Source organism: Streptomyces sp. WM6372 (assembly GCF_001279655.1).
GTDB lineage: Bacteria > Actinomycetota > Actinomycetes > Streptomycetales > Streptomycetaceae > Streptomyces.
Window position 1 is genome coordinate 40596 of sequence record NZ_LGDB01000249.1, and the last position, 18123, is coordinate 58718.

General features: G+C 72.3%; 18 protein-coding genes. 6 read left to right on the top strand and 12 right to left on the bottom strand.

What is annotated here, in order from left to right; all coding sequences use genetic code 11:
- Window positions 1–40 precede the first annotated feature (40 nt).
- Window positions 41–475, top strand: a complete 435-nt coding sequence (locus ADK52_RS37525; protein WP_053694315.1) for a VOC family protein — start codon at window positions 41–43, stop codon at window positions 473–475.
- A gap of 103 nt (window positions 476–578) precedes the next feature.
- On the opposite strand, the gene ADK52_RS37530 is transcribed toward ADK52_RS37525, so the two are convergent.
- The 6 genes from ADK52_RS37530 to ADK52_RS37555 are packed head-to-tail and all read right to left on the bottom strand — an operon-like array spanning window position 579 to window position 5556.
- Window positions 579–992 (bottom strand): VOC family protein, encoded by a 414-nt coding sequence (locus ADK52_RS37530; RefSeq protein WP_053694316.1) that lies wholly within the window; start codon window positions 990–992, stop codon window positions 579–581.
- A gap of 39 nt (window positions 993–1031) precedes the next feature.
- The gene (locus ADK52_RS37535; protein WP_234344419.1) at window positions 1032–1739 is read right to left on the bottom strand and encodes an ABC transporter ATP-binding protein; all 708 of its coding nucleotides are present in this window, start codon (window positions 1737–1739) and stop codon (window positions 1032–1034) included.
- On the bottom strand, window positions 1736–2512 hold the full coding sequence (locus tag ADK52_RS37540) for an ABC transporter ATP-binding protein (protein WP_053694317.1): 777 nt from the start codon (window positions 2510–2512) through the stop codon (window positions 1736–1738). Before ADK52_RS37540 ends, ADK52_RS37535 begins: the two co-directional genes overlap by 4 nt.
- The gene (locus ADK52_RS44270) at window positions 2509–3537 is read right to left on the bottom strand and encodes a branched-chain amino acid ABC transporter permease (protein WP_053694318.1); all 1029 of its coding nucleotides are present in this window, start codon (window positions 3535–3537) and stop codon (window positions 2509–2511) included. Before ADK52_RS44270 ends, ADK52_RS37540 begins: the two co-directional genes overlap by 4 nt.
- A complete protein-coding gene (locus ADK52_RS44275; protein ID WP_053694319.1) occupies window positions 3534–4412 on the bottom strand; it encodes a branched-chain amino acid ABC transporter permease in 879 nt (292 codons plus the stop codon). The genes ADK52_RS44270 and ADK52_RS44275 overlap by 4 nt, the downstream gene beginning before the upstream one ends.
- Before the next feature lies 1 nt (window position 4413).
- A complete protein-coding gene (locus ADK52_RS37555; RefSeq protein WP_053694320.1) occupies window positions 4414–5556 on the bottom strand; it encodes an ABC transporter substrate-binding protein in 1143 nt (380 codons plus the stop codon).
- A 292-nt stretch (window positions 5557–5848) separates the two neighbouring features.
- Here ADK52_RS37555 and ADK52_RS37560 point away from each other — a divergent pair, with 292 nt between their 5' ends.
- Window positions 5849–7492, top strand: coding sequence for a carboxylesterase/lipase family protein (locus ADK52_RS37560; RefSeq protein WP_159046126.1), 1644 nt, complete (start codon window positions 5849–5851; stop codon window positions 7490–7492).
- 129 nt (window positions 7493–7621) lie between these two features.
- On the opposite strand, the gene ADK52_RS37565 is transcribed toward ADK52_RS37560, so the two are convergent.
- On the bottom strand, window positions 7622–8413 hold the full coding sequence (locus ADK52_RS37565) for a methyltransferase domain-containing protein (RefSeq protein WP_053694322.1): 792 nt from the start codon (window positions 8411–8413) through the stop codon (window positions 7622–7624).
- 182 nt (window positions 8414–8595) lie between these two features.
- Between ADK52_RS37565 and ADK52_RS37570 the strand changes: the two genes are divergently transcribed.
- Window positions 8596–10254 (top strand): alpha/beta hydrolase, encoded by a 1659-nt coding sequence (locus tag ADK52_RS37570; protein ID WP_234344420.1) that lies wholly within the window; start codon window positions 8596–8598, stop codon window positions 10252–10254.
- Between the two features lie 44 nt (window positions 10255–10298).
- On the opposite strand, the gene ADK52_RS37575 is transcribed toward ADK52_RS37570, so the two are convergent.
- Window positions 10299–11126, bottom strand: coding sequence for a class I SAM-dependent methyltransferase (locus tag ADK52_RS37575; protein WP_053694323.1), 828 nt, complete (start codon window positions 11124–11126; stop codon window positions 10299–10301).
- Window positions 11127–11289: 163 nt separating this feature from the next.
- Here ADK52_RS37575 and ADK52_RS37580 point away from each other — a divergent pair, with 163 nt between their 5' ends.
- From ADK52_RS37580 to ADK52_RS37590, 3 genes are all read left to right on the top strand, one after another.
- Window positions 11290–12180 carry an SDR family NAD(P)-dependent oxidoreductase gene (locus ADK52_RS37580; protein ID WP_053694324.1) on the top strand — a complete coding sequence of 297 codons (891 nt, stop codon included), beginning with the start codon at window positions 11290–11292 and terminating at the stop codon, window positions 12178–12180.
- A gap of 158 nt (window positions 12181–12338) precedes the next feature.
- Window positions 12339–12890 (top strand): superoxide dismutase family protein, encoded by a 552-nt coding sequence (locus ADK52_RS37585; RefSeq protein ID WP_234344421.1) that lies wholly within the window; start codon window positions 12339–12341, stop codon window positions 12888–12890.
- Between the two features lie 190 nt (window positions 12891–13080).
- Window positions 13081–14139 (top strand): hypothetical protein, encoded by a 1059-nt coding sequence (locus ADK52_RS37590; protein WP_053694325.1) that lies wholly within the window; start codon window positions 13081–13083, stop codon window positions 14137–14139.
- A gap of 32 nt (window positions 14140–14171) precedes the next feature.
- Here the strand turns inward: ADK52_RS37590 and ADK52_RS37595 are convergent, their stop codons facing one another.
- Genes ADK52_RS37595 through ADK52_RS37610 form a run of 4 tightly spaced genes read right to left on the bottom strand, consistent with a single transcriptional unit; the run spans window position 14172 to window position 17956 of the window.
- Entirely contained in the window at window positions 14172–14723 is a 552-nt protein-coding gene (locus ADK52_RS37595) for a GTP-binding protein (protein ID WP_053694326.1), read from the bottom strand.
- A gap of 34 nt (window positions 14724–14757) precedes the next feature.
- Window positions 14758–15255 carry a DUF742 domain-containing protein gene (locus ADK52_RS37600; RefSeq protein ID WP_234344422.1) on the bottom strand — a complete coding sequence of 166 codons (498 nt, stop codon included), beginning with the start codon at window positions 15253–15255 and terminating at the stop codon, window positions 14758–14760.
- On the bottom strand, window positions 15255–15689 hold the full coding sequence (locus ADK52_RS37605) for a roadblock/LC7 domain-containing protein (protein ID WP_053694327.1): 435 nt from the start codon (window positions 15687–15689) through the stop codon (window positions 15255–15257). Before ADK52_RS37605 ends, ADK52_RS37600 begins: the two co-directional genes overlap by 1 nt.
- The gene (locus ADK52_RS37610; protein ID WP_234344423.1) at window positions 15686–17956 is read right to left on the bottom strand and encodes a sensor histidine kinase; all 2271 of its coding nucleotides are present in this window, start codon (window positions 17954–17956) and stop codon (window positions 15686–15688) included. Before ADK52_RS37610 ends, ADK52_RS37605 begins: the two co-directional genes overlap by 4 nt.
- Between the last annotated feature and the right edge of the window lie 167 nt (window positions 17957–18123).

The following is an 18123-nucleotide window of genomic DNA, read 5'->3' on the forward strand; positions in this document are numbered from 1 at the left end:
GCAGGAGATGAGCAGCGGACTCCCCTGCTAGGGTGCGCCGATGTCATCGATCAAGAAGATTCAGGTCACCTTCGACTGTGCGGAGCCTGAACGCGTCGCCCGCTTCTGGTGCGAGGTGTTGGGGTACGTCGTACCGCCGGCGCCGGAGGGGTTTGCCACGTGGGACGACTACGATCGCTCGCTGCCGACCGAACGTCAGGGCGCAGGGTTCGTCTGCATGGATCCCACCGGTGTGGGCCCGCGCATGTACTTCCAGCGCGTTCCCGAGGGCAAGGTCGTCAAGAATCGGGTGCATCTCGACGTGCGGGTCGGAACCGGGCTCGTGGGTGAAGAGCGCGTGGCCGCGCTCGAAGCCGAGTGCGAACGACTGGTCGCGCTCGGCGCGGCACGCGTGCGATTGCTGCGTGCCGACGAATACAACGAGTCGTGCCTCCTGATGCAGGACATCGAGGGCAACGAGTTCTGTCTCGACTGAGCATCCTCCGCGACGGCAATGCGGGGTGCCCCGATGCGGCCACCACCAGTGGTCGCCGCACCGGGGCCGAGCACCCCGCGTCCGTCCGGTCGCGCGAACGGCCTCAGAGTGCAGGTAGTTGGGCCGCGACGATCACGTTGCCGTACGGGTCCGCGAAGTGGAACGAACGGACGTCCCCCTCCGCCCGTTCGTTCCACACCCGCACGCCGCGAGCGCGCAAGCGCCGCCCGGCCTCCCGCACGTCAGGCGTGAACAGGACGAGCAGGGGCCGGCCGCCGTACTGACGGCCGATCAGCTTGCGCTCCCCGTCCGTGGACGCCGGCATCAGCCAGAGACCGACCGGTGTCTGGCCGGGCAGGCCGACGTGCAGGTAGCGGTAGTCGCCCACCGTCTCGTCGTGCAGTACCACGAAGCCCAGGACCTCGCGGTAGAAGGCCAGTGCCTCCTCGGTGTCCGCGACGAGCACCACCATCCGGCCGAGTGCGGAGAACGGCGTCTGATCGGGAACAGGGGTCATGGGTGAACCTCCGGTGGGTGGGCGGTGGGCGGTGGGCGCTCAGTCGACGCCGAGCAGGCGGCGCCTGTCGTCGGGGCGGGAGGCGAATTCCGCGCAGGGGGCCCGGTGGACGATGCGGCCCTTCTGCATGACGGCGACGTCCCGGGCCACGGAGAAGGCGAGCCCCAGGTTCTGCTCGACGAGGACGACCGACATGCCCTGGGCCCCCACCTCCCGGATCACCTCACCGACCTGGGTGACGATCGCGGGCGCGAGGCCGTCGGACGGCTCGTCGAGCAGCAGCAGGCGCGGATTGCCGAGCAGGGCCCTGGCGATCGCGAGCATCTGCTGTTCCCCGCCCGAGAGCTCGTCCCCGCGGTGCCCGAGCCGCTCCCCCAGCCGCGGCAGCAGGTCGAGCACGCGGGCACGCGTCCACGGGCCCGTCGCCGGACGCCGAGAGGCGATCGTCAGGTGCTCCGCCACGGTCAGCGGCGCGAACACCCGCCTGCCCTGGGGGACGATGCCGACCCCGGCCCGGGCGATCACGTCGACGCGGGCTCCGGCGAGTTCCCGGCCGTCGAGGGTGAGGCTGCCCCCGTACGGCCGCACGAGCCCCATGACCGTCGAGACGAGGGTGGTCTTCCCGACCCCGTTGCGCCCGAGGACGGCGACGATCCCGCCCGCGTCGAGATCCAGGTCGACACCGCCGAGGACGACGCCCCCGGCGTAGCCGGAGCGCAGCTCGCGCACGCTGAAGAACGGTGTCACGAGGAGACCTCCGCGGTGCCGAGGTAGGCGCTCTGGACCGCGGCGGAGGACCGTACCTCGTCCGGTGAGCCGGTCATGAGGTGTCTGCCGAGGTGCATGACGGTCACCGTGTCGGCGAGTTCGAAGACCATGTCGAGGTCGTGTTCGACGAGGAGTACGGTCACCTCGCCGGGCAGGGCGGCGAGCAGTGCGGTGAGCCGCGCGGTCTCCGCGGGGGACATGCCGGCGGCCGGCTCGTCCAGGAGCAGCAGCCGGGGGTCCGTGGCGAGCGCGACGGCGACCTCCAGCTGCCGCCGCTCGCCGTGCGAGAGTTCGGCCGCCGCGAGCTCGTGCCGGGTGGGCAGGCCCACCTGGTCGAGCAGCGCGTGCGCCTGTGCGATGGCCCGCGGCCGGGCAGCGACCTTCCGCAGGCCCCCGAGCCCTCCCCCGGGCCTGCGCAACAGGGCGAGCAGGACGTTCTCCCGTACGGACTCGCGCAGGAAGAGGCTGGAGTGCTGGAACGTCGCCGCGACGCCGAGCCCGACCCGGCGGTGCACGGGCAGCCGGGTCACGTCCTGCCCGTCGACGAGGATCGATCCGGCGGTGACCGGCAGCGTTCCGGAGATCAGGCCGAACAGGGTCGACTTGCCCGCACCGTTCGGGCCGATGATCGCGTGCCGCGCCCCGGCCCGCACGGTGAGGGAGACCTCGTCCAGAGCCCGGAAGGACCCGAAGTGCCGTGACACGTCGCGTAGTTGAAGGAGGGAGGAGCGGTCGTGGGTCCGGTCTGTCACGTCGTTCTCTTTCGGGTGGGCCCCAGCGGCAGCCGTACGCCGGCCAGCCCGCGGGGAAGCGCGTAGACGGCGACGACGAAGAGCGCCCCGAGCAGCAGCGGGCCGTGCCCGGCGACGGCTTCGAGGTTTCCGAGGTAGTCGCGGGTGAGCCACACCAGCGCGGCGCCCGCGCAGGCTCCCCACAGGGAGCCGGAGCCGCCGATGACGACGGCCAGCAGCGCCAGGGCGGCGATCTCGAATCCGGCGTCGCCGGGCGAGACGAACCGCTGGACCGAGACCCACAGGGATCCGGCGGCGCCCGCCAGCGCCCCGGCTCCGCAGTAGACGGTCAGGGCGTAGCGCTGCGTCGGGTAGCCGATCGCCCTCATCCGCGGCTCGTTGTCCCGGATTCCGCGCAGGGCGAGGGCGAAGGGGGTCGAGCCCAGTCGGGAGACGGCCGCGAAGAGCAGCAGGAACACGGCCAGTACGTAGAAGTAGACAAGCCCGTCCAGCGCGAGCGCGGACATGCCGGGGAGCGGTACGACGGGCGGGATGCCCGACAGGCCGTCGGTGCCGTTGGTCAGCGACTTCCAGTTGACCGCGGCGCTGTACGCGATCTCGCCGATGGCCAGGGTCAGCATCAGGAAGACCACGCCCCGGGCCCGCACCGCCAGCCACCCCGTCGGCACCGCCACCAGCGCGGAGACGCCCGCGGCGATGAGGAGTTGGAGGATTCCGATGTCGGTGAGGCGCGTCGCCACGATGGCGGCGGTGTAGGCGCCGACGCCGAAGTGGGCCGACTGGCCGAGGGTCGGCAGTCCGGTCAGGCCGGTGAGCAGGTTCACGCTGACGGCGAGGAGCCCGAACACCAGGATCCGCGACAGGGTGCCGATGGCGTACGGTCCGAGGACGAAGGGGGCCAGGGCGAGTGCGAGGACCGCGGCGGTCCCGGACAGCCGCCGTCGGGCGGCGCCGGGGGTTCCGCCGCCGTTTCCGCCGGACGTTCCGGTGGTGCGCGCCGCGCCGATGGCTCGGGTCGGGCTCATGCGCGCACCGCCGAGGGGACCAGGCCGTGCGGCCGGACGACGAGCACGATCAGCATCGTCCCGAAGAGGAGGAAGGGAGCGTACTCGGGGAGCAGCGCCACCCCCAGGGTCTGCACCTGCCCGATGAGGAGCGCTCCGGCGAGCGCGCCGCGCACCGATCCGAGGCCGCCCACGACCACGACGACGAGCGAGAGGACGAGCACGGTCTCGTCGACACCGGGTCCGGGTCCCAGGATCGGTGCCCCGAGGACCCCGCCGACAGCCGCCAGGGCGGCGCCGGAGGCGAAGACCCCGTAGAGCACCTTGCGGACGTCGACCCCCAGCGCGCGCACCATGTCCCGGTCCGCGACGGCGGCCCGTACCAGTGCTCCGAGCGAGCTGCGTTCGAAGACGAGGTACACGAGGAGCGCGAGGCCCGCGGCGACGCCGATGAACACGAGCCGGTAGACCGGATACGCGTGGCCGAGGAGGTCCACCGTCCCGCGCAGCCCCGTCGGCGGGTCCGTGGGCAGCACGTCGCCGCCGAAGGCCGCGGCCAGCAGGTCCGCGACGATGAAGGTGATGCCGAGCGTCAGCAGCGCCTGGTCCAGGTGCCCCCGCCGGGCGAGCGGCCGGGTGAGGAACGTCAGTGCTGCCCCGCCCGCGCCGCCCGCCAGGGCTCCGGCCGCCAGCGCGAGGACCAGGCCCCAAAGGCTGCCGTCGGACAGGGCGTAGGCGAGGTAGGCGCCGGCCAGGTAGAGCGTCCCGTGGGCCAGGTTCAGCACGTCCATCATGCCGAAGACCAGGGAGAGTCCGACCGCGATCGTGAACAGCAGCAGACCGAAGGCAACCCCGTCGACGACGCTGACGAGGTTGCCGTCCAACCATCCGGTCATGTCAGCCGCCCAGCCGGCCGAGCTCGGCGGTCACGGTGTTGGCGCCCTGCTTGACCTCGCGCAGGTACCAGGGCTGGACGGGCGTGCCCGCGCTGTTGAACTTCCACGTACCGCGCGGGCTGTCGACGTCCCCCACTTCGGCGATGGCGGCGTTGACCGATTCCGACGTCACGACGCCGTCGCCGTCACCGGTGCCGCCGGCCGCCTCGATCGCCTTGTCGAGCACCTGCGCCGCGTCCCACGACGCCATCGCGTAGGTGGTGGCGGGGGCGCCGTAGGCGGACCGGTAGGCCGGCGCGAACTGCTTGTTGGCCGCGTTGTCCAGGTCCGCGCTGTAGTTGAGCGCGGTGAGGATGCCGTCGGCCGCCTCTCCCTGTCCCTTCAGTACGCCGCCCTCGGTGAGGAAGCCGGGCCCGTAGAGCGGGATCTTGCCGGCCAGCCCGAAGTCCCGGTACTGCTTGACGAAGTCGACGGCCGCGCCGCCCGCGTAGAAGCAGAAGACCGCCTTCGCGCCCGAGTTCTGGATCTGCGCGAGGTAGGGCTGGAAGTTCTTCGTCCCCGGGAACGGGGTGTAGACCTCCTCCCCCGCGAGCTCGCCCCCGGCCGGCAGGAAGGTGGACTTGAACCCCTCCACCTCGTCCTTGCCCGCCTGGTACCCCGCGGCGATCAGGTAGACGGGACCGCCGGCCTTCTCGGCGACGTACTTGCCCAGGGCCTTGCCCGGCTCGTCGTTGACGTACGAGGTGCGCCAGATGTACTTGGTCCCGGTCAGCGTCGTCGGTGAGGCGTTCGAGCCGACGAGCGGGACCTTGCTCGTCTCGAAGAGGTCCTTGACCCCGTTGATGGTGGCCGAGCTGACCACCCCGCTCACCGCCAGCACCCGGTCCTGCTTGACGAGCTTCTCCGCCGCCGCCTTGCCGGAGTCGGCGGTCTCCCCTTCGTCGGCGATCACGATCTCCACTTCCCGGCCGCCGAGTTTGCCGCCGTGCTGCTTGACGTAGAGCTCGAAGCCCTGCTTCATGTCGTCGCCGAGCGCCTTGTACGTCCCGGACTGCGGGACGAGGAGCCCGATCTTCACGGGCCCGTCCTGCTTGTCGCCGTCGCCGGTCCCGAGGCTGGCGCCACCGCATGCGGTGGTCAGCAAGAGGCCCGTTGTGACGGCGAGCAGTCCAACGGGACGAAACCGACCTGCCATGGAGACTCCGTACGTTGTCAGCCGGCCCTGGTGGACCGGGTGTTGCCGATGGGGTGCCTGGAGGGTGACACGTGTCTATCGCGCAATCCCGACGGCCGTCAATAGTTCGCGAGATACTGGGCGCCGAGACCTTCCCACCCCTTGACCCCTCTCGCAGATGTGCCGTAACACTTGCGGTCGTCAAATCTCCGCCATGCCGCTGTGGGTGGCGGTCCCGCGATCAGTCAGGGAGTGCAGCACCATGACCGACGATCCATCGCGACGCAAAGTCCTCAAGAACAGCACGGTGCTGGCCGGAGCCGCACTGCTCTCCTCCGGGGTCCAGGGCGGGTACGCGGCGCAGGCCGCGGCCGCCCCGCAAGCGGACGACCCCTCGCCCGTCGTGGACCTGCCCGCGGGCCGGCTGCGCGGAGCCGCCGAAGGAGGTCTCGCCGTCTTCAAGGGCGTTCCCTACGCCGCACCGCCGGTCGGCCCCCTGCGCTGGCGGCCCGCCCAGCCCCACCCCGGCTGGTCGGGGACGCGCGACGCCACCGCGTTCGGCCCGAGCGCCCCGCAGCCCTACCGTGAGGGGGGCGGCGACCCGGTGCTCGGATCGCACGGCTCGCCCCCGTTCGACGAGGACTGCCTCACGCTCAACGTCTGGACCCCGCGCGCCGACAACGCCAAGCGGCCGGTGATGGTCTGGATCCACGGCGGCGGCTTCATCTCCGGTTCCGGCTCACTGCCCATCTACTCCGGCGAGACCTTCGCGCGCGACGGCGACCTCGTCGTGGTGACCATCAACTACCGGCTCGGGCCGCTGGGATACCTCTACTTCGGCGAGGACGGCGCCGGCGGGAACTTCTGGCTCACCGACCAGCTCGCCGCACTGCGCTGGGTACGCGACAACGTCGCCGCGTTCGGCGGGGACCCGGACAACATCACCCTCGCCGGCCAGTCCGGCGGCGCGTTCTCGGTCGCCGCGCTGGCCGGCGCCCGGCCCGCGGGCCGCCCGCTGTTCCGGCGCGCCATCCTGCAGAGCCCGCCCCTCGGGCTGCAGGTCCCCACGCGCACCGAGTCCTTGCAGCGCAGCGCCACCTTCCTCGACATCCTCGGGGCCAAGGACGTGGCGCAGTTGCGGACCCTGCCCTGGCAGCAGCTGATGGGCGCCACCATCGAGATGTTCAAGCGCACCGGCCGGTGGGGGTACTGGTCGACCCCGTACCTGCCGGTGATCGACGAGGTGACGCTGGACCGCCACCCCTGCGAACTGCTGCTCAGCGGCCCCGGGGCGGACATCGACGTCCTGATCGGCTGTACGAGGGAGGAGGCCAACTTCGCCTTCGCGCTCGACCCGACGTACGCCGCCGCGACCAAGGACCAGGTGCTCGCACGCGCGCGGGACACCTTCGGAAACCGGGCTTCCGAGGCGTACGGCGCGTACGAGGAAGCCCGGCCGGGCGCCCGGCCGGTGGACGTGCTCATGGACCTGATCGGCGACGACCTGTTCCGGATGCCCGCCTTGGCGCTCGCCGAACGGCGGGCGGCGGCCCGCAAACGTCCGGTCTGGGCCTACCAGTTCGACCTGCCGACGCCCGCGTACGGCGGCAAGCTGGCGGCGCCGCACTGCCTGGAGCTGCCGTTCGTCTTCGACAACTTCGACAAGTGGTCGCAGGCGCCGTTCCTGACCGGGCTCGACCCGCGGATCCGTGAGGGGCTGGCCTCGACCGTGCACGCGGCGTGGATCTCCTTCATCCGCACCGGCGATCCCAACCACCAGGCCATGCCGAACTGGCAGCGCTACGAACGGGACTCCCGCACCACAATGAGCCTGGACTCGGTCACCACCGCGAGCAACGACCTCGCCGGATACTGGCGCCGCCTCCGCCGGCCGACGGGGGCCTAGCCGATCCACACGGCCCCTGCCCCCGGCGGGCGGGGGCCCGTTCGTGAGCTCGGTGATGGTGACGCAGACGTGGCTCTCCGGGTCGTGGAGCGCGACCTCTTGGACATCGCCGCCGATGCCGACGGCGCGTCACTCGGGGCGGCGTGCCCAGGCGATCACGCAGCGCTGGAACGTGGCGTGGAAGGCGCCGGACTCCGACAGGGCCCGCTGTTCCCGCAGCAGCGCCTCGATCCGCTCGCGCGCGATGGGGGCGCCGGTCGATGCGACGTGTGCGGCCCGCTCCAGGGAGATGACGTGGGACAGCTCCGCGACCGAGGAGTAGACGACCAGTTCGGTCTCGGTGCGCACGTCCGTGAAACCCGCCTGGATCAGCAGGCGCCGCAGGTCCCTGCCGATCCGGCGGTGCGGGATGTGGCTGCCGACCGCCTCCGCGACGAGGCGCGCCGCCTCCGTGTCCGCCGAGGCCAGGGCGAGCGATGCCCAGTCCGGCTCCAGCACCGCGAGTCCGCCGCCCGGTCGCAGCACCCGGTGCGCCTCGGCCAGGACGGCGGCGGGATCTCGTACGTGTTGCAGGACCCGCTCGATGCGGCAGCCCGCGAAGGCCTCGTCGGCGAACGGCAGGCCGTGCGCATCGGCGTGTACGAGCCGTACCGCGAGCCCGTGGTTCTGGAGCCGCAGTCGGCTCGCCTCCAGCATCACGCTGCTGGAGTCCACTCCGAAGGCGCGGCGTCCCGCGCTCTCCAGCTCGACGAGTTCGTGTCCCGCACCGCAGCCGAGGTCCAGGACGCTCTGGCCCGGCTCCACGGCCAGGCCCGCGCGCATCACGTTCTTGGGATCGGACAGTCCTCGATGCGCGTCATCGAGGTAACGGAGGAGTTCCGGCCCGCGACCACTGCGGTCGACGTCGGCGAAAGCGTTCATGGCGGCACCCAGGTGCGGCAGCCCAGGCGGTCGGCTCCCGCGCATGTGCTTCCCGATGGTTGCATCCATCTCCGGGCCGCCAGTCGCTGGAACCCGCATTCTGGCATACGGGCCGACAGGGACAGCGGGCAGGAGCTACGTTGTCGCCGTTGCGCAACGCCGCCGATGACGGAGGACCGCAGATGCAGACCCGTTGGGCCGATGACCCTCGCAAGCGGGCGGTGTGGGGGACAGCCCTCGTCCTGATCGCCGTCACCGCGCTCCTCGGGGGCGCGCCCGGGGCCGCCACGGCGAAACCCCTCACCGTCCCGCCCGTTCCCGTCCTGTCCTGGGGCCCCTGCGACGGAGCGGAGGCGGCGGGCGCGAAGAACGCGGACGACCCTGGCAACGGCTTCGAGTGCGCGACCGCCCAGGTGCCCCTGGACTACCGTGAGCCCACCGGGCGTTCGATCCCGCTCGCGGTCACCCGACGGCTCGCGGCCGACCCGGCGCACCGCACCGGTGTCCTGCTGCTGCACCCCGGCGGACCCGGCAACTCCGGTGTGGACTTCGCCCGTGACAGCTACGACGCGCTCCCCGCCTCCCTGCGCGACGCCTTCGACGTCGTCGGGTACGACATGCGCGGTGTGAGACGCAGCGGTCAGGTGGAGTGCTGGAACGACACGGAGTACTCCGCCGCCGTCGACACCGCGCGCGGCGTACCCGGCCCGGGAGCCCTGCACACCGCCATCCGCCAGGGCCGCGCGTTCGCCGACGCCTGCCGGGAACGCTCGGCGGACCTCGTGCCGTTCATCGGCACCGGGTCGAACGCCAAGGACATCGACCTGCTGCGCCAGGCCCTCGGTGAGGAGCGGCTCTCCTTCTACGGCCGTTCCTTCGGCAGCTACGTCGGCACCGTCTACGCCGCGCAGTTCCCGCGGCGCGTCCGCGCCATGGTCCTCGACGGTGCCTACGATCCGCGGCGCTACGCCGAGGTGCCGTACTCCTACGACGCCGGGCAGTTCGTCGCCCTGGACACGGCGGTCGGCCGGTTCCTTGACTGGTGCGCGCGCAATGCCGCCGCCTGCGGATTCGGAGAGGGCCGGCCGCGGCAGGCCTTCGAGGAGCTCAAGCGGTCGCTGGACGCCGACCCCGTCATCACCGCGAGCGGACGGCCGGCCTCCGGCTACACCCTCGCCTACCGCCTGATGTTCAACATCAACTCGGGCCAGGAGACATGGCCCTACCTGGGACAGGCCCTGCGGGCGGCCCAGGCCCGCCAGAGTTCCTTCCTGTTGTCTCCGCCCTCCCCCGCGTCGTTCGACTTCCTCAACGTCAACATGGCCGTCGAGTGCGCCGACCGCGTCTACCCGACCAGCCGCCTGCTGCTGGGCACGATGGTCAGCGCCCACGTCGCCACCGCTCCGCTGCTGGGACCCCCCATCGGCCTCGGGCCGCCCACGTACGACCACAACCACGCGCCCACCTGTGCCCAGTGGCCGGCCGAGCGCCCGAGCCGGTACGAGGGCTCCTACCGGGCGGCCGGTTCGGCCCCGATCCTGGTCCTCGGCACGACCGGGGATCCGGACACCCCGTACCAGGACGCGGTGGCCCTCGCGGGGACGCTGGACGGCGGACGGCTGCTGACGTTCGCCGGTGAGGGGCACACCGCCTACAACCGGAGCGCATGCGTCAGCGCTCTGGCCACGGATTACCTCGCCACCCTCGCCCTCCCCGCACGGGGCACCGTCTGCGCGGACGAGACGCCCCCGGAGCCGCTCGCCCGCCGCACCACGGGCATCGAGGTGGACGAGACCCGCGATGTGATCCCCGCCCTCCGCACCCTCCGCACCCTCCACTGAACACCCCGCGCCGTCGTCCGACCGGGGCCGCGGCCCATGACGCCTCAACCCGCCACGCCTCGCTCCGTCGCGGCGCGGCGAGCGGTGATGATCCAGGCTCGGGAGTCGAACCAGACGCCGTCGTCGCCCAGATGCGCGGCGAGCACCGCGCGCAGCTTCTCGACGGCGCGTGGTGCGCCGGCCGGATCCAGCCCCTTCAGGAGCGCGCCGGTGCACGTGAAACCGCGGACCCATGCGAGGGCCGTGGCCACGTCCGGACCGTAGTAGACCCGTTCGTGGACGCCGGTGAACGCGACGTCGGCGAACCCTGAGGCCCGCAGGATCTCCTGGACGGCCGGCGGGTCGCCCAGCGAGAACGGATCAGGCCCCTCGGAGGCACCGGCCGCCGGCCCGTGGGCCCCTCCGAGGGACCGGCGGATGGCGACGTCCCATGCGTTGCGCTCCCGGGCCTGCCAGACCATCATCACCAGGCGCCCGGCCGGGCGCAGCGCCCGCCCGATGTTGGCGAACGCGGCGACGGGATCGTCGAAGAACATGGTGCCGAACCGGCTGATCACGAGGTCGAACCGCTCCTGCTGGAAGCGGTGGGCCTGGGCGTCGGCCTGCTCGAACGTGACGTTGCGCAGCCCTTCGGCCCGGGCCAGCTCGCGGGCGCGCCCGAGCGCGGGTTCCGAGACGTCGACCCCGAGCACGCTGCCCGCCCGGGCCCTGCGCGCGGCCTGGCGGGTGGTCTGCCCGGTGCCGCAGCCGATGTCGAGGACGTGGTCGTGGAGCCGGACGCCGGCCGCCCGGCGCAGCACCTCGTTGTGCCGCTGCAGCTCGGCGTCGTAGCCGCTGGTCCCGGGCGTGTGATCGCCCGTGGCGTGTCGCATCGCAGTCCCTTCGCGTCGGCCCGAGGCCGCCTGGGGCGCCGTGGATCACCGGTATCCATCATGGCCGCAAGTTCAAACGGATACATCATCCGCATGTGTGCTACGGTCGCCGCAAGCGGATGACCTATCCGCATTCCGAATTCCTGCGTGGGGTGGACGAGCCATGAAGAAGACTGCCGTGGTCACGGCCGGGACCGCCGGCATCGGCCTGGAGACGGCGTTGGGGCTGGCCGCCGCCGGCTACGCGGTCACCGTGGTCGGACGCAACCCGGACCGGGGCGCCCTCGCGGTCGAGCGCATCGACGCGACGGGCCCGGCGCACCCGGCCCGGTTCCTGGCCGCCGACCTCGCCTCCCTCGACGAAGTACGCGCCCTCGCCGAGCGGATCGCCTCCGGGCACGCCGCCTCGGGCGAACCGCTGAACGTACTGGTCAACAACGTCGGCGCGATGTTCGCCGACCGGCAGGACCTGGGCGGAGTGGAGGCATCGTTCGTCGTCAACCACCTCTCCCCCTACCTGCTCACCGAACTGCTGCTGCCCACCCTGACGGCCGGCGCACCGAGCAGGATCGTGAACGTCACCTCGGGCGCGGTCGGGGCCGCCAAGCGGGTGTTCGACAACGTCGAGCCGCCCGGCGGCTACTACGGCTTCCACTGGTACGGCCGCGCCAAACTGGCCCATCTCGCCCACACCCTCGACCTGGCCGCGCGGCTGGACGGCACCGGCGTATCCGTCTTCGCCGCCGACCCCGGAGGCGCCGCCACCGACATGACCAACGGCACCATGACCGACCCGAAGATCGTCGCCCCCGCCCTGCGCCTCCTGTGGCCCCTGGTACGCCGCAAGTTCGCGCGCTCGACCTCCGGCCCCGCCTCCGTCGCGGCCAGGCCCTCCATCGTCGCCGCCACCGACGACACGCTCACCGGCCGGACCGGTCTCGTCATCGGCGCCCGGGCGACCCCGGTCGCCCCCTTCCGCACCGCGACCGACCCCCGCGTCGCCCGGGCCGTACGCCGGCTCAGCGAACGACACGCACCTCTCGCAGCCGTCTGACCCGCGGCGGGCCCGGAACTGACGCAGACGATGGAAAGGCGGGGCGACACCCTCGGGGCGCCCCGCGCCAGGCCGCCCGGTGCGCGAACATGGTCCCCGGAAGCACCCGCCGGGCTGTGGCCCGGCCATCCGGCACACCGTGGCGAGAGGAGCGGAAGGTGTCCTTCCTCGTTTCGGCGCTCACCGCCTCCCTGGCCGTCGTCCTGCCCCTGGGCGCGGTCGCCGGCCAGGACGTGACGATCGAGGAGACCTTCCGGGCGGCCGGGGGCCGGCCCGCGCACCAGGCGGTCACCTTCGACGCCACGGCGGTACCGGTCGGTGGCAGGGTCACGGTCACCGAGCGGGTCGGCGACGACACCCACGTGGAGCTGCGGCTCCACGGTGTGGAAGCGAACCGGACGTTCGGCGCCCATGTGCATCAGAAGCCCTGCGGCAGCACGCCGAACGACTCCGGGCCCCACTACCAGAACGCCGTGGACCCCGAGCAGCCCTCGACGAACCCCGCGTACGCCGCTCCCCACAACGAGGTGTGGCTCGACATCACCACCGACCACCACGGCGACGGCGCCTCGGCATCCACCGTGGACTGGCGGATCCGCACCGGTCAGGCCCGCTCCGTGGTGATCCACGAGCACGCCACCCACGGGGGAACCGGCACGGCCGGCACGGCCGGAGCACGGCTCGCCTGCGTCAACGTACCGTTCCAGTAGGGACGTCCGCGGGCCCGACAGCGACCGGCCTGCCATGTCCCTGACCAGCTGGGTTATGTTGTGCGTCCCACAGGGGGACGACATACGGAGCATGTGCATGACGCAGAACAGCTGGCCGGGAGCGCACGGGGGCGGTTGGGGTGGCGCCCCCCAGTGGGGGGTCTGGCCACCGGCGGCACCTCAGCCGGGGGTGATACCCCTGCGTCCGCTGGCCCTCGGGGACATCATCAGCGGATCGTTCGCGACCATCCGCGGCCACTGGAAGACGCTCGCCGGTGTGGTGCTGGCCGTGCAGGCCATGGCCCTGGCGGTCATGGCCGTCGTGGTGGGCGTCGCCGTGGCCGCGGTCCACGACCACTTCGAGCCCGTCTTCGATCCGCCGTTCGGCGAGGAACCGCCGGCCGAGCACATCGTGCCGCTGGTCGTCGCCGCCATCGCGGTGTTCCTCCTGCTCTTCGCCATCGGCCTGATGGCAATGTCGGTCATCGCCGCGCTCTGTCCGGCGGTCCTCAGGGAAGCCGTGATGGGCCGCCCCACCACCTTCCGCGCGCTGTGGCGGACCTCGGTCCGGCGGGCGCCCGCGGTGGCCGGCGCGCTGTTCCTCAGCATCCTGATCGCCGGTTCCCCGGTGTTCGTCGTCCTGGCGGTGTGGGTGCCGCTGGTGGTCTCCGCCGGGTCCAGGGACGGCGCCCTCGCGCTGCTCGGTTTCCTCCCGCTGCTGATGCTGGCCGCCGTGCCGCTGGCCGTCTGGCTCAACATCCGGTTCGGCCTGACCTCGGCCGTCGTGGTCCTCGAAGGCGCGGGTCCGGTCACCGGGCTGCGGCGCTCGGCGGCACTGGTCCGGGGCGACTGGTGGCGGATCTTCGGCTACACCTTGGTCGCCGTCATGCTGGCGGGGGCGATCGCGTACGCGATCCAACTGCCCTTCAACCTCATCGGCACGTTCGCGATGATGCCCGCCCTTCAGGCGATACCCGAGGGCGGCGCCCCTTCGGCGGGAGCCATCACCGCCCTGGTGTTCGCCTTCCTGCTCCTGTTCTTCGGCGGCGCCGCCGGCCAGACCTTCCAGATCGGCTTCAGCCAGCTCGCGAGCGCCATGCTCTACGTCGACCAGCGGATGCGCCGCGAGGGCCTCGCCGAGGCGCTCCTCGCCGAACTCGCCGCCGCCGCCCCGGCCGCCGCCGGACCTCCGGCAGCCGCAACCGCGCCCGCCGCGCCGCCCCAGCCCGCCGGTGACGGGGATTCCTGAGGAACGGCCCGTACGCCGCGACGCCCCCCTCGCTACGCCGCGTCCGCCGAACTGATCAGCAGGTCGAGCAGGGCGAGGAGCGCGTCGCGGACGTCGGTGCGGGCGCGCGCGTCGAGCAGGAGGACGGGCGTGTCCGGGTCGCGCAGGTGCAGCGCGGCGGCGATCTCCTCGGCGGTGTAAGGCTGTTCGCCGTGGAAGCAGTTCGCGCCCACCACGAACGGCAGCCCGCGGCTCTCGAAGAAGTCGATGGCCGGGAAACTCCGGTCCAGGCGCCGCGTGTCGACGAGGACGAGCGCGCCGAGGGCGCCGGCCAGCAGGTCGTCCCACATGAACCAGAAACGCTCCTGGCCCGGAGTGCCGAAGAGGTAGAGGACGACCCCCGCGTCGGTGAGGGTGAGCCGGCCGAAGTCCATCGCCACGGTGGTGACCGCTTTGGACTCGATTCCGTCGAGGTCGTCGACGCCCACTCCGGCCGCGGTCAGCCGCTCCTCCGTACGCAGCGGCTCGATCTCGGAGATCGTCTCGACCAGGGTCGTCTTGCCGACGCCGAAGCCTCCCGCGACGAGGATCTTGACAGGCGACACCTGTCCGGCAGGGGCGACAGACGGGTCATATCCATCATATCCGGGCAAGGTTGTCCCTGATTCTCATGAGCATGTGGACGTTGGTGGTCTCCGCCCCCTGCAAGGGCGGCTGGTGGTGGATCAGCCCGCGGTCCGCGAGTTCTCCGAGCAGCAGCGTCATCGGCGTGAGCCGGATCCGCATCCGCGCCGCGATCTCGGCGACCGCCAGCCCGCCCGGCGGGGCGCACATGGCGAGGACGGCCTGCCACTCGGTGGGCAGGCCGCCTTGGGCGTCGGGGCCGACGGCCGCCGTGATCGTGGTGTCCATGGTGAGCACCGTGTGCGGCGCGGCGGTCCGGCCGTCCGTCAACGCGTACAGCCGGGTCCGGCGGCGGCCGCCGCGCTGCGGCTCCCCCGGCTCGGACACCTCGGATGCTTCGGACGCTTCGGACGCCTCGGCCATCTCGTGCTCGGACACCTCGGATTCGGACCGCTCGGGCTCGGACCGCTCGGGCTCCGGCATCTCGGGCTCCGGCATCTCGGGCTCGGGCATTACGGCTTCGGCGCCGACGAACGGTCGGGGGTGCCCAGCCATTCGCCGAGCGCCTGGGCGGTACGCACGGCCTCGCCGCCCAGCTCACCGAGGCGGGCCTTGCGGGAGGTCACCACGAGGAGCGTGCTGCCCTCCCCGCACCCGACCACGCAGAGGTACCGGTCGTCCATCTCGACCAGTTGGCGGATCACGCGGCCGCCGTCTATCTCCCGGGAGATCGCCTTCATGGTGGCGGCGATCCCGGAGGCCGCGGCCGCCATGCGCTCCGACTGGTCCCGGTCGAGGAGGTAGGCGGTGAGCGGGATCCCGTCGTTGGACAGGAGTACGGCTCCCTGGATGCCGGCGATCCGGCTCAGATGGCTGTCCAGGACGCTGAAGATCGCGTCGTTCGCCGCCGAAGTGCCGGACGTCGCGGAGTTGGGGGTCGTCGTCATCGCTGATCCTGTTCCTGTCTGAGCTCGGCTTCCACCTTCTGCGTCCCCTCTTCATAGTCCGCCCACGCGTCGGCGACCTCCTCGGGGGTGTCCGGGCCAAGGCCCGGCTCCGGCTCCGGCACGCGCGGGGCGCGGAGTTGCCTGGTCATGTGGGTCTGCGGGACGCGCTCCGGGAGGGCGGGGCGGGCGCCGCCGTCCCCGGTCACGGGCCGGAGCACGGGCGTACGCCGCGCCGGCGCCGGGGTCGGCTCCGGCCGCTCGACGGCGTCCGGCCGCGGTACCGGCTCGGCCGCTGCCCGCCGTACGGGGACGGGCGCGGGGGCCGGAACGGACACTGCTGCGGCGGACGCGGGGGCGAGGGGCCCGGCCGGGGCGGCGGGCCGCGCCAGCAGGTCGCTCGGCAGCACGACGACCGCCGAGGTCCCCCCGTACACCGAACGCCTCAGCGTGACCTTGGCCCCCAGCTGGTCGGCCAGGTGACCGACCACGAAAAGGCCCAGCCGGTGCGCGTTCTCGGCGAGTTCGGAGTAGGGCGGGGCGGAGTGCAGGCGCCGGTTCATCTCCTCGTAGCCGGACACGCCCACCCGCGGCCCCCGGTCCTCGATCTCCACCGACAGCCCGTCCGCGACCGCTTCGGCCCGGATGACCACCTTCGACCTGGGCGGGGAGAACCGGGTGGCGTTGTCCAGCAGCTCGGCCAGCAGGTGGCTGATCTGGCTGATCACGCTCGGTTCGACGCTCGCCTCGTCCAGCGCGTGCCGTTCGATCCGCCGGAAGTCCTCGACCTCCGCCGCGGCCTCGCGCAGCAGGTCGGCGACCCGCATCGGCTCGGTGTGCGGGTCGGGGACCTCGCCGCCGGACAGGATGAGCAGGTTCTCGACCTGCCGCCGCATGCCGACGGTCAGCTGGTCGGACCTCATCAGCTCGGCGAGCAGCGCCTCGTCGTGGCCGAAGGTGTCCTGGATCTCCTCGGTGAGGCTCAGCTGGCGGCTGACCAGGTTCCCGGTGCGCGAGGCGATGCCGGAGGCGAACATGCCGAAGCCGTGCCGCTCGGCCGCGAGCTGCCGGTGTCCGTCGACGGACACGGCGACGACCCGGGCGAACGCGTCGTTGATCCGCCCGACCTCGTCCTGGTCCCCTCGGACCGCCGGCAGCGCGGCGTCGTCGACGGGCTGGCCGCGGTGCAGCCGGGCCACGACGTCCGGCAGGGTCTGCTCGGCGACGGCCACGGTGCGCTCGTGCAGCCGACGCAGGCGGCGCAGCACCGAGCGGGTGGTGACCACGACGACGGCCACGACCAGCAACAGTGCGCCGGCGCTTCCGCCGACCAGCCAGTAGACGTCGCTCTCCAGCTCGGCGGCGTTCGCGTCGGCGTGGGCCAGCAGGTCGCGCGAGCGCTGGTTGCCGAGTTCGACCAGCTGCGCCGCGAACACCTGGTGCGCCGCCGGCCAGTCGTTGACATCGGCCGGCAGCTTCATCCCGGAATCGGTGATCTTGTGCTGGGCGACGATCGCGTTCTCGACGCGCAGCTTCGTCTTCCAGGCGTCCGAGCCGGTGATCCGCTCGTACGTCCGCTTCTCCGCGGGCGGCAGGTACGGCACGATCCACGTGTCGTACAGGTGCCGGTGCGCCCCGGCGTCGTCGAGGAACTCACCGAAGGCGGCGGGCGTCAGCTCCCTGGAGGGCCCCGCCAGCGTGAGGATCGTGTCCTGGCGGGCCAGCATCTCGGAAGCCGAGATCATGGCGACGACCGGGCGGCTCTCCTCGACGAGAGCGGCGTCATCGGTGTGGCTGAACGCCCCCTGGTAGAGACCTGTGATCCCGTCGATGACCTCGTTGTAGTACGCCATCGTCTGCGCGGCGACGCCGGTACGGGCGTCCGCGCGCGAGCGGAAGGCGGTCAGCTGGTCGAGGCGGGTCTTGACGTCCTGGACGTGTTCCGCGGCCTGCGCGGTCTCCGGCCGGCCGCCGGAATCGGCCGCGAGGCGCCGGAATTCGGCCACGGCCCGGTCGGTGGCCGCCCTGCGGTCGCGCAGATCGGCGTCACGGACGGGGGTCCCCGCCCACCGTGCGGCGGTCATCTTGCGTTCGGCCTGCAGCTCGGCCATGAGCCGGAACAGCGGCTCGCCGATCCGCTTGCTCGCCGCCAGGTCGTCGCGCAGGTGGTCGGCCTGTACCAGCAGCCGTTCGGCGGTCACCGCCACCTGCGTGCCCATGGCCACGGTGGGGACGACCGCGAGCCAGATGAGCAGCGTACGGAGGCGCACGGTGCGCCGTCTTCGGGCCGTCGACGGCCCTGGGGTGCCTTCGGGTATGGGAGACATCGGTCCTCGGGATGCGGCGGGGCAGGATCGCGCGAGCGACAGGCGCCGATCATATCCAGCCACAACGAAACACATACACCCGCACCCGACGGCTGACTCGTGCTCAGAGG

Excerpts from the sequence above, each read along its gene's own strand:
- ADK52_RS37580 (WP_053694324.1), top strand. The coding sequence starts at position 11,290 with ATGAAGAAGACTGCCGTGGTCACGGCCGGGACCGCCGGCATCGGCCTG.
- ADK52_RS44275 (WP_053694319.1), bottom strand. The coding sequence starts at position 4,412 with ATGACCGGATGGTTGGACGGCAACCTCGTCAGCGTCGTCGACGGGGTT.
- ADK52_RS44270 (WP_053694318.1), bottom strand. The coding sequence starts at position 3,537 with ATGAGCCCGACCCGAGCCATCGGCGCGGCGCGCACCACCGGAACGTCC.
- ADK52_RS37560 (WP_159046126.1), top strand. The coding sequence starts at position 5,849 with ATGACCGACGATCCATCGCGACGCAAAGTCCTCAAGAACAGCACGGTG.
- ADK52_RS37525 (WP_053694315.1), top strand. The coding sequence starts at position 41 with ATGTCATCGATCAAGAAGATTCAGGTCACCTTCGACTGTGCGGAGCCT.
- ADK52_RS37530 (WP_053694316.1), bottom strand. The coding sequence starts at position 992 with ATGACCCCTGTTCCCGATCAGACGCCGTTCTCCGCACTCGGCCGGATG.
- ADK52_RS37575 (WP_053694323.1), bottom strand. The coding sequence starts at position 11,126 with ATGCGACACGCCACGGGCGATCACACGCCCGGGACCAGCGGCTACGAC.
- ADK52_RS37605 (WP_053694327.1), bottom strand. The coding sequence starts at position 15,689 with ATGACGACGACCCCCAACTCCGCGACGTCCGGCACTTCGGCGGCGAAC.
- ADK52_RS37570 (WP_234344420.1), top strand. The coding sequence starts at position 8,596 with ATGCAGACCCGTTGGGCCGATGACCCTCGCAAGCGGGCGGTGTGGGGG.
- ADK52_RS37565 (WP_053694322.1), bottom strand. The coding sequence starts at position 8,413 with ATGAACGCTTTCGCCGACGTCGACCGCAGTGGTCGCGGGCCGGAACTC.
- ADK52_RS37600 (WP_234344422.1), bottom strand. The coding sequence starts at position 15,255 with ATGCCCGAGCCCGAGATGCCGGAGCCCGAGATGCCGGAGCCCGAGCGG.